Annotated in this window: 14 protein-coding genes; 1 reads left to right on the top strand and 13 read right to left on the bottom strand. The window is 61.3% G+C overall.

Going from position 1 to position 14805, the window contains the following annotated elements:
• Positions 1-285: 285 nt before the first annotated feature.
• Positions 286-1995: a single-stranded-DNA-specific exonuclease RecJ gene (recJ, locus tag BW992_RS01650; RefSeq protein WP_076405385.1), complete on the bottom strand. Its 1710-nt coding sequence runs from the start codon at positions 1993-1995 to the stop codon at positions 286-288.
• Positions 1996-2090: 95 nt separating this feature from the next.
• Entirely contained in the window at positions 2091-2633 is a 543-nt protein-coding gene (locus BW992_RS01655; protein ID WP_072388076.1) for a YaeQ family protein, read from the bottom strand.
• Between the two features lie 248 nt (positions 2634-2881).
• On the opposite strand from BW992_RS01655, the gene BW992_RS01660 reads away from it, so the two are divergent.
• Complete coding sequence (locus BW992_RS01660; RefSeq protein ID WP_072459260.1) at positions 2882-4081, top strand: CaiB/BaiF CoA transferase family protein; 1200 nt, start codon at positions 2882-2884, stop codon at positions 4079-4081.
• Positions 4082-4279: 198 nt separating this feature from the next.
• Here BW992_RS01660 and BW992_RS01665 read toward each other — a convergent pair whose 3' ends face one another.
• The 11 genes from BW992_RS01665 to ffh form a co-directional block, all read right to left on the bottom strand.
• The gene (locus BW992_RS01665; protein ID WP_072388080.1) at positions 4280-4567 is read right to left on the bottom strand and encodes a DUF3509 domain-containing protein; all 288 of its coding nucleotides are present in this window, start codon (positions 4565-4567) and stop codon (positions 4280-4282) included.
• Between the two features lie 185 nt (positions 4568-4752).
• The gene (locus BW992_RS01670; RefSeq protein WP_072388082.1) at positions 4753-6111 is read right to left on the bottom strand and encodes a transporter substrate-binding domain-containing protein; all 1359 of its coding nucleotides are present in this window, start codon (positions 6109-6111) and stop codon (positions 4753-4755) included.
• A 122-nt stretch (positions 6112-6233) separates the two neighbouring features.
• Positions 6234-7643, bottom strand: a complete 1410-nt coding sequence (gene thrC / locus BW992_RS01675; protein WP_072388084.1) for a threonine synthase — start codon at positions 7641-7643, stop codon at positions 6234-6236.
• A gap of 104 nt (positions 7644-7747) precedes the next feature.
• Complete coding sequence (locus BW992_RS01680; RefSeq protein WP_072388086.1) at positions 7748-9052, bottom strand: homoserine dehydrogenase; 1305 nt, start codon at positions 9050-9052, stop codon at positions 7748-7750.
• A 132-nt stretch (positions 9053-9184) separates the two neighbouring features.
• On the bottom strand, positions 9185-9916 hold the full coding sequence (locus BW992_RS01685) for a DsbC family protein (RefSeq protein ID WP_076405387.1): 732 nt from the start codon (positions 9914-9916) through the stop codon (positions 9185-9187).
• Positions 9917-10085: 169 nt separating this feature from the next.
• Positions 10086-10982 (bottom strand): site-specific tyrosine recombinase XerD, encoded by an 897-nt coding sequence (gene xerD, locus BW992_RS01690; RefSeq protein ID WP_072430825.1) that lies wholly within the window; start codon positions 10980-10982, stop codon positions 10086-10088.
• Positions 10983-11113: 131 nt separating this feature from the next.
• Positions 11114-11464: a 50S ribosomal protein L19 gene (gene rplS, locus BW992_RS01695; RefSeq protein ID WP_003175895.1), complete on the bottom strand. Its 351-nt coding sequence runs from the start codon at positions 11462-11464 to the stop codon at positions 11114-11116.
• Positions 11465-11473: 9 nt separating this feature from the next.
• Positions 11474-12283, bottom strand: a complete 810-nt coding sequence (gene trmD, locus BW992_RS01700) for a tRNA (guanosine(37)-N1)-methyltransferase TrmD (RefSeq protein ID WP_172834632.1) — start codon at positions 12281-12283, stop codon at positions 11474-11476.
• The gene (gene rimM / locus BW992_RS01705) at positions 12265-12801 is read right to left on the bottom strand and encodes a ribosome maturation factor RimM (RefSeq protein WP_053152601.1); all 537 of its coding nucleotides are present in this window, start codon (positions 12799-12801) and stop codon (positions 12265-12267) included. The genes trmD and rimM overlap by 19 nt, the downstream gene beginning before the upstream one ends.
• A gap of 5 nt (positions 12802-12806) precedes the next feature.
• Positions 12807-13058 (bottom strand): 30S ribosomal protein S16, encoded by a 252-nt coding sequence (rpsP, locus tag BW992_RS01710; RefSeq protein WP_007927680.1) that lies wholly within the window; start codon positions 13056-13058, stop codon positions 12807-12809.
• 228 nt (positions 13059-13286) lie between these two features.
• Positions 13287-14663 carry a signal recognition particle protein gene (ffh, locus tag BW992_RS01715; RefSeq protein WP_076405389.1) on the bottom strand — a complete coding sequence of 459 codons (1377 nt, stop codon included), beginning with the start codon at positions 14661-14663 and terminating at the stop codon, positions 13287-13289.
• Between the last annotated feature and the right edge of the window lie 142 nt (positions 14664-14805).

Raw genomic sequence — 14805 nt, forward strand, 5'->3', positions numbered from 1 at the left:
AAAAGTCGACGAGTGACAGAAGGTGCAACACCCGCCCCCGCGGGCAAAATAGAAATGGACAAGACGTCACAAGGGCTATCAACCAGTGCTTAGAGCCTAGTCGACAACCCGCAAGGATGGAGGGTTCAGAACTTAAAAACCGACGGTGTGACGCAATGGCGTCCCCCTGTGGCGAGGAGCTTGCTCCGGCAGGGCTGCGAAGCGGCCCCCGTCCAGCCATCACATCGCAAGAGGACGCAGGCGCGCCCAGCGCGAGCAAGCTCCCTCGCCACAAAGGCCCATCGGCTAGCGCGGTTCGATATGGGCAATCATCAACTGCACCGTTTCCTGACCACGGAACTCGTTGAGGTCGAGTTTGTAGGCCAGTTCGACCCAGCGCACAGTGGGGTTCGGCCACACCTCGCGGTCGATGCCGAAGGCGATGCCATCGAGCTTCACCGACCCGCACTCGCTCTTGAGGACGACCTTAAGGTGCCGTTCGCCCACCACGCGTTGTTCGACCAACTGGAACACGCCATGGAACATCGGCTCCGGGAAATGCTGGCCCCAGGGACCGGCATGGCGCAGCGCCCGGGCCAGTTCGAGGTGAAATTCCTCCACCGCCAGGGTGCCGTCCGACAACAGCCGGCCGGTCAGGTCTTCTTCGCGCAGCTGCCGGCGCACTTCCGCATCGAACGCCTCGGCGAACAGCGGGAAGTTCGCCTCGGGCAAGGTCAGCCCGGCCGCCATGGCGTGACCGCCGTACTTGCTGATCAGGGTGGGATGCTGCGCCGCCACCACGCTCAGCGCATCACGAATGTGAAAGCCCGGCACCGAGCGCCCCGAACCCTTGAGCAAGCCGTCCCCGGCATCGGCGAAGGCAATGGTCGGACGGAAATAGCGCTCCTTCATCCGCGAGGCGAGAATGCCGATGACCCCTTGGTGCCACTGGGGATCGAACAGGCACAAGCCGAACGGCATCGAGTCCACCGGCAGCTCCTTGAGCTGGGCCAGCGCCTCGCGCTGCATCCCCTGCTCGATGGATTTACGGTCCTGGTTCATGCCATCCAGTTGCGCGGCCATGTCCCAGGCCAGGTTCGGGTCGTCGGTGAGCAGGCATTCGATACCCAGGCTCATGTCATCCAGGCGCCCGGCCGCATTCAGTCGTGGTCCGAGGATGAACCCCAGGTCAGTCGAGGTGATGCGCGAGTGATCGCGCCGGGCGACTTCCAGGATGGCCTTGATGCCGGGACGGGCGCGCCCGGCGCGGATGCGTTCCAGGCCCTGGTGCACCAGGATCCGGTTATTGGCGTCCAGGGGCACCACGTCGGCGACGCTGCCCAGGGCCACCAGGTCCAGCAGCTCGCCGATGTTCGGCTGCGGTGTGTCGGCGTATCGGCCGAGGCTGCGCAGGCGCGCTCGCAGGGCCATCAGCACATAGAAAATGACGCCCACGCCAGCCAGCGCCTTGCTCGGGAATTGGCAGCCCGGCTGGTTCGGGTTGACGATGGCGTCGGCCGCCGGCAGTTCGGGCCCGGGCAAGTGGTGATCGGTGACCAGCACCTTGAGCCCCGCCGCTTTCGCCGCCGCCACGCCTTCCACGCTGGAAATGCCGTTATCCACGGTGATCAGCAATTGCGGCTCGCGGGCCAGGGCGACCTGGACGATTTCCGGGGTCAGCCCGTAGCCGTATTCGAAGCGGTTGGGAACCAGGTAATCGACATGAGCCGCCCCCAGCAGGCGCAGCCCCAGCATGCCCACCGTGCTGGCCGTCGCGCCGTCGGCATCGAAGTCGCCGACGATCAGGATCCGTTGGCGCTGCTCCAGGGCCGCCACCAGCAGGTCCACCGCGGCATCGATGCCCTTGAGCTGCTGGAAAGGGATCAGGCGCGCCAGGCTCTTGTCCAGTTCAGCCTCGGACTGTACGCCACGCGCCGCGTACAGGCGGGTCAGCAAGGGTGGCAGGTCACCAAGGAACGGCAGGGTGTCGGGCAGCGGGCGGGGTTCTATGCGCATGGGGTAGCAGACATTCTTCTGTAGATCATGGGGTCAATTGTGTCGCAGAGGGAGCGGTGCGGGAGCAAGCGCGCCCCCTACACGGTGTCATTCGCTCAACCGCGCTCGCCCAGCAACCATTGCAACTGCACTTCATGCTGCCCACGGTCGTCGGTGACGAAAATCGTCCCTTCGCTGATCATCACATCCCACTTGATCACGCGGGGCATGTCCTGGGCCAGGGTTTCCAGTACCTCTTGCGGAACGGCGGCGATATTGACGTTCTTCAGGCCCTTGACGGCCGGCACAACCTTGCCTTCCCACACCCGCAGGCTGCCATACGCCAGCAGGCTGGTGCGTTCGGTACGACGCGAGCACCAGGTCAGGCGCTCGGCATCGGGCTGGCCGACTTCGATCCAGTGCAGCACCCGATCATCCAGGCTTTTTTCCCACAGTGCGGGTTCGTCGACATCTGACAGACCCCGGCCAAATGACAGCTGCTCGTTGTACCAGAAGGCGTAGGCCAACAGGCGCACGGTCATGCGCTCTTCGGTTTCCGAAGGATGGCGGGCGATGGTCTGCTTCACGTTCTCGTAGATACCGCGATCGAGGTCGGTGAGGTTCAGTTCAAACTTGTAGGTCGTGGACGGCTGGGCCATGAACGGGCTTCTTGAGACGGGGAAAGTCGGCAAGTCTAACCGATGACGCGGGCATTCCGAGAATTGCCGACCATCGACTTGCGCCAGCGAGTGGCCTGCTTGACCCGGTGCGCGCGAAAGGCCCAGGGCGAGTAACCGCCATGGATTGGACGCGAGACATGCCAATGAGCCTGACAGAACATGCCATATAGGCGGCTGGCCTATGATAAAACCTCTATCCGTTCTGCCTTTGTCCTACAGGATCGCTCATGTCGCTCACTGCCAAACCCCTCGCCGGCGTCAAAGTCATCGAACTCGGCACCCTGATCGCCGGCCCTTTCGCTTCGCGGATCTGCGCCGAATTCGGCGCAGAGGTGATCAAGATCGAATCGCCGGACGGCGGCGATCCGCTGCGCAAGTGGCGCAAATTGTATGAAGGCACGTCCCTGTGGTGGTTCGTCCAGGCCCGCAACAAGAAGTCCCTCACCCTGAACCTCAAGCACCCCGAAGGCCTGGACATCCTCAAGAAGCTGATCGGCGACGCCGACATCCTGATCGAGAATTTTCGCCCCGGCGTGCTGGAAAAACTTGGCCTGGGCTGGGACGTGTTGCACGCGCTGAACCCGAAACTGGTCATGGTGCGCCTGTCAGGCTTCGGCCAGACCGGCCCGATGAAGGATCAACCGGGGTTTGGCGCGGTGGGAGAATCCATGGGCGGCCTGCGCTACATCACCGGGTTCGAGGATCGCCCGCCGGTGCGCACCGGGATCTCCATCGGCGACTCCATCGCGGCCCTCTGGGGCGTGATCGGTGCGCTGATGGCCCTGCGTCACCGCGAAGTCAACGGTGGCACCGGGCAAGTGGTGGACGTGGCTTTGTACGAAGCGATCTTCGCCATGATGGAGAGCATGGTCCCGGAATTCGACGTGTTCGGTTTCATTCGCGAACGCACCGGCAACATCATGCCGGGTATCACCCCGTCATCCATCCACACCAGCGCCGACGGCAAGCATGTGCAGATCGGCGCCAACGGCGATGCGATCTTCAGGCGCTTCATGCAGGTCATCGGGCGTGACGACCTGGCCAACGACCCGCAACTGGCCAGCAATGACGGCCGGGACAGCCGCCGCGACGAGTTGTATGGGGTCATCGACCGCTGGGTCAATTCCCTGCCCCTGGACGTCGTCATGGAGCGACTGAACAACGCCGACGTGCCGGCCAGTCGGATCTTCAGCGCCGAAGACATGTTCAGCGACCCACAATTCCTGGCCCGGGAGATGTTCCTGCAGGCCCGGCTGCCGGATGGCAAGCCGTTCAAGATGCCGGGTATCGTACCGAAACTCTCCGACACACCGGGCAGCAGCGAGTGGGTCGGCCCGGCCCTCGGCGAACACAATGCCCAGGTCCTCGGCGAACTGGGCTTCGATGCGCAGCAGATCGCTCGCCTGCGGTCGGAGGGGGCCATCTGAAGGCACTCGGCACCCGAAACGGGTGCCCCCCTTTTCAGCAGGCAAAAAGAAACCCCGAGAAGTGGGGAGACAACTCGAGGTTAAACGTGACCATTCAAGGTCCGTACAACAAGCGACAAGCACCGGAGCACAATGCTCGCTCTTGTTGGTAAAGGGTCTGACTCGTAAGGACGTAGGAAGGTTCCCACGACCTATCATTCAATTCGTTACGGGGATCACCTTGTCACGCGCCAGATTACGCAGTGCCGCAATCACACAGGGCTCCAGGCGCCCCTCGGCAATCATCACATCGCGATGCAGGCCATCGACCACGTCGGTCAGTTGACGTTTGTCGGTCAATTGCGCCTGGTTGAACATCCGCTCAACCATGATGGCCCCGGAGGCATTCCTGAGCGTCACCAGGCATTCACCCTTGGCGCCGGAAGGCGTCAGTGTGACCTGATAGGGGCTCAAGGCCTCACCCAGCAATAGGCTGATACTTTCCATTCGATCACCCTTCAATAGTCCGAAAACAACTGCATGTGCACAGTAAGTGACCGTGAGCCGCAGCAGAAAGTTCTTCAGCGCACCGAAACGGCTTGCTTCCAACCTGTTCGACCGAGCATGCGCGCCCAATATGACAGGCAAACAACAGTCCTGCCGGGACACGACCGCTTCGTGTCGCGACGCCTTCACTCAGCACGACGCCAGCGCCGCCCCGCATCGCTCCAGCCACCCAGGAGGCCGCGCAACTGCCCATCGGCGCCGTAGAACGGCACCGACCAATGGTAGATATCCCTCAGGCCGCCGTTGAACATCAGTTGGCGATCGATGAACCGAGACTGCCCCGTTCGCAGCTGCTGCATCATTTCCCCATGCAGCAGCTCGGCAGTGGCCGGGGGAAACGCCGTGGAGTCGGTCAGGCGCGTCCCACGCAGCTTTTCGAAGCGGATCGCGAAGTGCTCCTCATAGCTCCTGTTGCACATGAGCAGGCGCCCTTCCAGGTCACGGATGAAGATCGGATCGGGGATGGCATCCATCAACGCCCGCTGGAGCAGCAACTGGTCGTTGAGAATGGCCTCTGCCTTCAGCCGCTGGTCGATCTGCGCCTGCAGGCGACGGTTCCACAGCAGCGACAGCAGGCCGAACACGCCAATCGCCACCACGCACCAATAGCCCCATCGGGACACACGCAGCCAGAGCGATGGCGCCTGGCTGGGCACCACACCCGCCATCCATTTGCTGCGCAGGGCACGCATCTCTTCGGCCGGAAACGCTTCCAGAGCCTTGTTCAGAATACTCAACAGTGGCAGCAGGTCCTGGCGGACAGCCAGATAATCCGGTTCCCACTTGCCCTCAAGGCTGTTTCCTACCTTCAACTGCCCGGCCGGATACAGGTGGACCCCGGTTTCATTCTCAATGGTGGCGTGAGCCTCACGGCTCTCCACCAGCGCCCTCGCCTCGCCGTAGGTCTTGACCGTGCGCAGTTCGATACTGGGGTAGTCGCGCCTGATCTCCGCCTCCAGGGCGTGCCGGGCCGGCAGCGCCAGGATCTTGCCCTTGAGCTGCTCCAGCGAATGGAGCGCCGAGTCCCCGTCACGCCCGACGAAGACCCAGCCCGAACCGCCGAATGCATGGCTGAAGGCAAGGAAGTCCCGGCGCTCGTCATTCATCGCCAGGGTGGTGGTCATGTCGGCTTGGCGGCCCTCCAGCATCGCCAGCAACTGGTCCGGAGAGAATGACTCCCGGTACACGAATTCCAGACCGGTCATTTGTGCGATGCGCTGGAGAATATCGTGGTTCAACCCATTCCACTGCCCCAGCTCATTCTTGAACAGGTACAGGGGAAACTGCATCGACGCCACGACGACCCTGGGGTGCTCCTCGATCCACTTGAGTTCCTGCGTGTCCAGCGCCAGCCCTTGGCCCGCCTTGAACGGTCGTGATTCCAGGGCCGCCAGTTGCGCCGTGCTCGCCCACTGCATCCAGCACATCAGGGCCAGACCTGTCGCCCAGCTCAGCGCTGGTTTGCATTTGATAAAAAACAACATCTGCATTTCCTTCGAGATGGCTCGCCCCGTCCCTCCAAGGGGCGAAAACCCGACCAGTTTGGCATGCAGAAACAAGAAAGCCCGTCAGGAGACGGGCTTCAAAATGTGACAGGTTTCAGCGGTCAGAGCGGCTTGCCGCGGTTGCCATGCTGGCTGACAAAGGCCTGTACGGCTTTCAAGTCATTAGGCAGCACGGTGCAGCGCTCTTCTCGCTCAAACAAATCAGAAAGGTGTGCAGGTAGTTCAAGCGCTTTTCCTACGCCTGCTTTCTCCACCGCGTCCGGGAACTTGACCGGGTGAGCGGTGCCCAGCACCACCATCGGAATGTCCAGGCTGCGACGGCACTCGCGGGCAGCCTTCACGCCGATGGCCGTGTGCGGATCGAGCAGTTCGCCGGATTGCTCGAATACCTCGGCGATGGTTTCGCAGGTCTGCGCATCATCCACGGCCAGGGAGTCGAACAGCTTGCGGGCCTCGGTCCAGCGCTCGGGCTCGACGCTGAAGCCGCCGCCCTGCCTGAAGCTGTCCATGAGGCCGGCAATCGCCGCACCGTTGCGCCCATGCAGGTCGAACAGCAGGCGTTCGAAGTTCGACGACACCATGATGTCCATGGATGGCGACAGCGTGGCGTGCAGGGTTTCCTTGACGTACTGGTTGCCGCTCATGAAGCGGTGCAGGATGTCGTTGCGGTTGGTGGCGACGATCAGCTGATTGATCGGCAGGCCCATGTTGCGCGCCAGGTAGCCAGCGAAGATATCACCGAAGTTGCCAGTGGGCACCGAGAACGCTACCGAGCGGGCCGGGCCGCCCAACTGCAGGGCCGCGTGGAAGTAATAGACGATCTGGGCCATGATCCGCGCCCAGTTGATCGAGTTCACCGCCACCAGGCGTGTGCCCTTGAGGAAGCCCTGGTCGGCGAAGCTGGCCTTGACCATTTCCTGGCAATCGTCGAAGTTGCCTTCGATGGCGATGTTGTGGATGTTTTCGCCGAAAATCGTCGTCATCTGCCGGCGCTGCACTTCCGAAACACGGTTGTGCGGGTGCAGGATGAAGATATCGACGTTCTCGCAGTGCTTGCAGCCTTCGATGGCGGCCGAACCGGTATCGCCGGAGGTCGCGCCGATGATCACCACACGCTCGCCACGCTTTTGCAGCACGTAGTCCAGCAGGCGACCCAGCAGCTGCAGGGCGAAATCCTTGAACGCCAGGGTCGGGCCGTGGAACAGCTCCATCACCCACTCGTTACCGTTGAGCTGACGCAGCGGTGCGATGGCATTGTGGGAAAAGACGCCGTAGGTTTCTTCCAGGATCTTCTTGAAATCGGCATCCGGGATGCTGCCGGTGACGAACGGGCGCATGACCCGGAACGCCAGCTCGTGATACGGCAGGCCGGCCCAGGAAGCGATTTGCTCCTGGGTGAAACGCGGCAGGTTTTCCGGCACGTAGAGGCCGCCGTCCGTGGCCAGGCCGGCCAGCAGGACATCTTCGAAATTCAGGGCCGGTGCCTGGCCGCGGGTGCTGATATAGCGCATAGGGGCAAACCTTTGGTTTGAGCCTCAAGCTTCAAGCGGCAAGCCTCAAGTGAGAGCAGATCTGCTTTTACCTGGAGCTTGCAGCGTGCTGCTTGCAGCCTTGATTAATTCAAATGCTCGACGCGGATACGGACCACGGGGCCCACCACGCCCTGGAGCGCTTCCAGCGCGGTGATCGCGTCGTTGATGCGCTGCTCGACCACACGGTGGGTCAGCAGGATCATCGGCACCAGGCCATCGTGCTCTTCGACTTCCTTCTGCATGATCGACTCGATGTTGATGCCACGCTCCGAAAGGATACTCGCCACTTGGGCCAACACGCCCGGGTGATCCTTGGCCTGGATACGCAAGTAGTAGGAGCTTTCGCACGCTTCGATCGGAAGAATCGGGTGAGCCGACAACGAGTCTGGCTGGAAGGCCAGGTGAGGCACACGGTTTTCCGGGTCTGAAGTCATGGCGCGAACCACGTCCACCAGGTCGGCCACCACCGAAGAGGCCGTCGGCTCCATGCCAGCGCCAGCGCCGTAGAACAGCGTAGAACCGGAGGCATCGCCGTTGACCATCACCGCGTTCATCACCCCGTTGACGTTGGCGATCAGGCGGTCGGCCGGAATCAGCGTCGGGTGCACGCGCAGTTCGATGCCACTGACGGTGCTGCGTGCCACGCCCAGGTGCTTGATGCGATAGCCCAGGGCTTCGGCATAGTTCACATCGGCGGTGGTCAGTTGGGTGATGCCCTCGGTGTAGGCCTTGTCGAACTGCAACGGAATGCCGAACGCGATGGAAGCCAGGATCGTCAGCTTGTGGGCCGCGTCGATGCCTTCCACATCGAATGTCGGGTCGGCCTCTGCGTAGCCCAGGGCCTGGGCTTCGGCGAGTACGTCCTCGAAGGTACGACCCTTCTCGCGCATTTCGGTGAGGATGAAGTTACCGGTACCGTTGATGATGCCGGCGACCCAGTTGATACGGTTGGCCGAGAGGCCTTCGCGAATCGCCTTGATCACCGGGATGCCACCGGCCACGGCGGCTTCGAAAGCCACGATCACGCCCTTCTCCCGGGCCTTGGCGAAAATTTCATTACCGTGAACAGCGATGAGCGCCTTGTTCGCGGTGACCACATGCTTGCCATTGTCGATGGCCTTGAGTACCAGCTCGCGGGCAACGGTATAGCCGCCCACCAGCTCTATGACGATATCGATCTCAGGGTTCGTGGCCACTTCGAAGACATCGTTGGTAATCGCAATACCGGTCGTCTGGAACTGAGGCTTTGGCGTGCGCGTGGCAATCTGTGCCACCTGGATCCCACGCCCGGCACGACGAGCAATTTCCTCGGCGTTGCGCTGAAGTACGTTGAAGGTGCCGCCACCGACGGTACCTAACCCACAGATGCCTACTTTGACCGGATTCACTCTTGACTCCCCATGAAACGGCCGACACAAGGTCGGCCGTGAAATACAGCCGCGCAGCTACGCGACTTTGTGTTTAACGGCCCGACGAAGGTTTTCGCCGAGCCGTGATCTTCAACAGCGGATCATTCATGCTCATTTCGCGCCAAGGGCCAGTTTGGCGACTTTTGGCGCCGGCTGGTAGCCCGGAATTACCTGACCATCGGCCAAAACAATTGCCGGTGTACCGTTCACACCTATTGACTGACCGAGGGCAAACTGCTTGGAGACCGGGTTCTCGCATTTGGCGGACTTGATTTCCTTGCCATCGACCATCTTGTCCATGGCCGCTTTCTTGTCCTTGGAACACCATACCGCCTGCAACTGCTCATCGCCCGGCGATCCCAGGCCCTGGCGCGGGAACGCCACATAGCGCACTTCGATGCCGCGCTTGTTCAGCTCCGGCACTTCGGCGTGCAGCTTGTGGCAATACGGGCAGGTGGTGTCGGTGAACACGGTGATGTGGGACTTGGTCTCGCCCACCGCCGGATACACCACGGTTTCGGCCACCGGGATACCGTTGATCAGCTTGGAAATGCCCTGGCGCTCGGTGAGCTCGGTCAGGTTGACCGGCTTGCCGTCCTTGAGCTCGAACAGGTTGCCCTGGACGATGTACTGGCCATCGGCGCTGGCGTAGAGCACACGACTGCCCTTGAGCTTGACTTCATACAGGCCGGACATGGGGCTGGCGGAGATGGCTTCGATCGGCACTTCGATCTGGAGGTTTTCCAGGCTCTTGCGAATAGCCTTGTCGGCCGCGTCGTCGGCGATGGCAAAGGTGCTGGCCAGCGCAAGGGCGGCGGCGGTGAACAACTGGGTCAAGCGCATGGGGACTCCTGAGGCGAACAAATGGGACGGGAAACGCCGACACGAATTCGGGTTCCAACCGCCCACTGTGCAAACCGCCCAAGCCTACCACATAAGGCTGGCGTGACCGAATGCCGCTGACGCACGACAACACGCAATGCATGAGGACAAGACTTGTGGCGAGGGGCGCTTATCCGCGTGGATGATGCTTCGCATGCAGGTCCTGCAGCCGTGCCCGGGCCACATGGGTATAGATCTGGGTGGTGGACAGGTCGCTATGACCCAACAGCATCTGCACCACCCGCAGGTCGGCACCGTGGTTGAGCAGATGCGTGGCGAAAGCATGGCGCAGGGTGTGGGGCGAAAGGGACTTGCCGATCCCGGCCACCTTGGCCTGATGCTTGATACGGTGCCAGAAGGTCTGGCGGGTCATCTGCTCGCCGTTGCGGCTGGGGAACAGGACATCGCTGGGGCGCCCGGCCAGCAGCTCGTTGCGGCCATCGCGCAGGTAACGCTCCACCCATACAATCGCCTCTTCACCCATCGGCACCAGGCGCTCCTTGCTGCCCTTGCCCATTACCCGCAGTACCCCCTGGCGCAGGTTGACCTGTTCCAGGGTGAGGCTGACCAGCTCGGTGACCCGCAGGCCGCAGGCATACAACACCTCCAGCATGGCACGGTCGCGCTGGCCGATGGCTTCACTGAGGTCCGGCGCTGCCAGCAGGGCCTCCACGTCGGCTTCGGACAAGGATTTAGGCAACGGACGGCCCAGTTGCGGCATTTCCACCCGCAGGGTCGGGTCCACCGCGATGAGCTTTTCCCGCAGCAGGTAGCGATAGAACCCACGCAGCCCGGAGAGAAACCGTGCGGTCGAGCGGGGTTTGTAGTTTTGCTCCAGGCGCCACGACAAATGATCGAGGATCAGCTCCCGCCCGGCATGGGCCAGCTCCAGGTTTCTTTCCTGCAACCAGCCATTGAACAGCGCCAGGTCGCTGCGATAGGCGTCTCGAGTGTTATCCGAGAGGCCCTTCTCCAGCCACAGGGCATCGAGAAACTGGTCTATCAGGGGATGATCGATGGCAGGCATAAAGACTCATCAAGGGTGCCGGGGGCACGACATCGAAATGGGAAACGAAAGTAGGCAGGGTGCGCAAAGACCAAATTCCAGGCAACAAAAAAGCAGCCCGCAGGCTGCTTTTTTTGCATCGGAAGCTGGACTTAAGCCAGTTTTTCCTTGATGCGTGCTGCTTTACCAGACAGGTCGCGCAGGTAGTACAGCTTGGCTTTACGCACGTCACCGCGACGCTTGACAGCCATGCTGTCGATTTGCGGGCTGTAGGTCTGGAAAGTACGCTCTACGCCAACACCGTTGGAGATTTTACGAACGGTGAAAGCACTGTTCACGCCACGGTTGCGCTTGGCGATAACGACGCCTTCGAATGCCTGCAGACGGGAACGGTCACCTTCCTTCACTTTCACCTGGACGACGATGGTGTCGCCTGGGGCAAAGGTAGGGATTTCTTTGGTCATCTGCTCTGCTTCGAGTGCAAGAATGATTTTGTTGGTCATGCTGTGCTCCTAAGGCAAGTCTTTGGACTTACCATCGATACGTTGTGAACTATCGTCCCGCTCGTGGATATATTCCTCGAGCAGCTTCTTCTCTTCTCCAGAAAGCGAGCGGCTTTCCAGAAGATCGGCGCGTCGTTCCCAGGTCCGACCAAGGGACTGCTGTAAACGCCAACGCCGGATGTGCGCGTGGTTGCCACTCAGCAACACGTCGGGAACACGCTGATCCGCATACACCTCCGGTCGGGTGTAGTGCGGGCAATCCAGCAGACCATCCGTAAAGGAATCTTCCTCAGCGGAATCTGCATGCCCTAAAGCTCCAGGCAGCAGTCGTGTAACCGCATCGATCAGGACCATCGCCGGCAGCTCGCCGCCAGACAGTACATAGTCGCCAATCGACCACTCTTCATCGACATGAGCTTCAATGAAACGCTCGTCAATGCCTTCATAACGGCCGGCAATCAGGATCAATGCATCCGAATTCGCCAGCTCGCGTACCGCCGACTGAGTCAGCTGACGGCCTTGGGGCGACAGGTAGATCACCTTCGCACCCTCCCCGGCTGCCGCCCTGGCCTGAACCAGTGCATCTTCCAGGGGCTTGATCTTCATCACCATGCCCGGACCACCGCCAAACGGGCGATCGTCCACAGTGTGATGCCGATCCGTGGTGTAGTCCCGCGGATTCCAACAGGTCAGCTGCAAGAGCTCCTGTTTCACCGCGCGGCTGGTTATGCCGTACTCGCTGATGGCGGAAAACATCTCGGGAAACAGCGTGATGACTTCAACGCGCAAATTGGCCACGTTCAGAAATCCGCATCCCATTCCACCTTCATCTCGCCTGCCTCCAGGTCGACGGCCAACACGCACTGCCCGGTATAGGGCAACAGGCGCTCGCGATCATCCAGGCTGCCGACGCAAGGCTTTACCACCATGACATCGTTCGAACCGGTCTCGAGCAGGTGATCGATTTTCCCGAGCAGTTGCCCGAGTTGGTCGATGACCTTCAGACCAACCAGCTGGTACCAGTAGTACTCGCCGTCGGTCAGTTCAGGGAACAGGTTGCGCGGCACGCAGATCTCATAACCGGCCAGAAGACGTGCTTCTTCACGATCGTCGAGACCCTTGAGCTTCGCGACCAGGAACTTGTCGTTCCCGCGTCCGCTGACCAGCTCAACCTGCTTCACGCTGCCTTCGCGCTTTAGCGTCCAGGCCTTGTAGTTCAACAGGTTCTTGATCGGATCAGTAAAGGAATAAACCTTCACTTCGCCGCGAACGCCATGTACAGAATAGATTTTGCCGACAACGATCAGATCATCAGCATCTTTTGGCGTCGCGTTCATATTGCTCAGGCCGCAGCCTTAGCCGATTCCTTCAACAACTGAGCAACACGCTCAGAAGGTTGTGCACCAACGCTCAGCCAGTAGGCAACGCGCTCTTGGTTCACGGACAGACGAACTTCCTGACCACGGGCGATAGGGTTGAAGAAACCAACCTGCTCTTTGTGGGAACCGTCACGCGGGTTGCGGCTGTCGGTTACGGTCAGGTGGTAAAACGGGCGCTTTTTGGAGCCGCCAAGGGCAAGACGGATTGTTAGCATGTGAACATCGTTCCTGTAGTCGGTGCTGCAAATCTAAATGCACAGCGGGCATGGGTGCCCGAAAGGCCGCATATTCTAAGGAATATCCAGACTTTTGCAAATGACTTTTTCCGGCGAGTGCCGGCCTGCCATTCAGATCTGCGACGTTCAGCGCCCGCCGGAGACGGGTTGGCTGGAGATCCCGCGTCCCCGCGGGTAACGCCGGCATGAAGCCGGCGGCTGGATTCTTTACAGCTTGGGCATGCCGCCGCCGGGCAACATACCGCCCATGCCGCGCATCATCTTGGCCATCCCGCCCTTGGCGGAGAATTTCTTCATCATCTTCTGCATCTGCTTGTGCTGCTTGATCAAGCGCCCGATGTCCTGCACCTGGGTGCCGGAACCCATGGCGATCCGACGCTTGCGCGAACCGCTGATCAGGTCAGGGTCGCGGCGCTCGGCCGGGGTCATGGAGTTGATGATGGCTTCCATCTGCTTGAACTGTTTTTCAGCCGCGCTCTGGGCATTGCCCATCTGCGCCAGGTTCACGCCACCGATGCTCGGCAGCTTGTCCATGAGGCCGCCGAGGCCGCCCATGTTCTTCATCTGTTGCAGCTGGTCGCGGAAATCCTCCAGGTCGAAGCCCTTGCCCTTCTTCAGCTTCTTGGCCAGTTTGTCGGCCTTTTCCTTGTCGAGGTTCTGTTCGGCCTGCTCGATCAGGCTGAGCACGTCGCCCATGCCCAGGATGCGCGACGCGATACGCTCGGGGTGGAACGGTTCGAGCGCTTCGCTCTTCTCGCCCATACCAATGAACTTGATCGGTTTGCCGGTGATGGCGCGCACCGACAGCGCGGCACCGCCACGGGCGTCACCGTCGACCTTGGTCAGGATCACACCGGTGAGCGGCAGCGCGTCACCGAACGCCTTGGCGGTGTTGGCCGCATCCTGGCCGGTCATGGCGTCGACCACGAAGAGGGTTTCCACCGGGTTGACCGCGGCGTGCAACGCCTTGATCTCGCCCATCATCTCTTCGTCGATGTGCAGGCGACCGGCGGTGTCGACAATGACCACGTCGATGAACTTGAGCTTCGCTTCCCGGATGGCCGCCTGGGCGATATCCACCGGCTTCTGGCTCAGGTCGGAGGGGAAGAACGTCACGCCGATGTCGTTGGCCAGGGTTTCCAGCTGCTTGATCGCTGCAGGGCGGTAGACGTCCGCGGACACCACCATCACCGACTTCTTCTTGCGCTCCTTGAGCAGGCGCGCCAGCTTGCCGGCAGTGGTGGTCTTGCCCGCGCCCTGCAGGCCGGCCATCAACACCACCGCTGGCGGCACGGCGCTCAGGTTCAGGTCCTCGTTGGCAGCGCCCATCAGGCTTTCGAGTTCGGCCTGGACGATCTTCACGAACGCCTGGCCCGGCGTCAGGCTGCGCGACACCTCGGTGCCGACGGCGCGTTCCTTGACCGAATTGACGAAGTCCTTGACCACTGGCAGGGCAACGTCGGCCTCAAGCAACGCCATGCGCACTTCGCGCAGGGTGTCTTTGATGTTGTCCTCGGTCAGTTTCGCCTTGCCGGTGACATGGCGCAGCGTCTGCGAGAGACGGTCGGTTAGGTTTTCAAACATGCGCGATCCTTTCGGGCCCGGATGGGGCCGGGATAATGGCGGCCCAGACCGTGAAGAAATGTGCTCGGCGAGCCTGCGGCGTGGGCAGGTCGCGGATTATAGCGAAGAAGCGTGCGGCGTACACCTGGTGACTCCGGTGGTC

The organism is Pseudomonas sp. 7SR1, from assembly GCF_900156465.1.
Taxonomy (GTDB): domain Bacteria; phylum Pseudomonadota; class Gammaproteobacteria; order Pseudomonadales; family Pseudomonadaceae; genus Aquipseudomonas.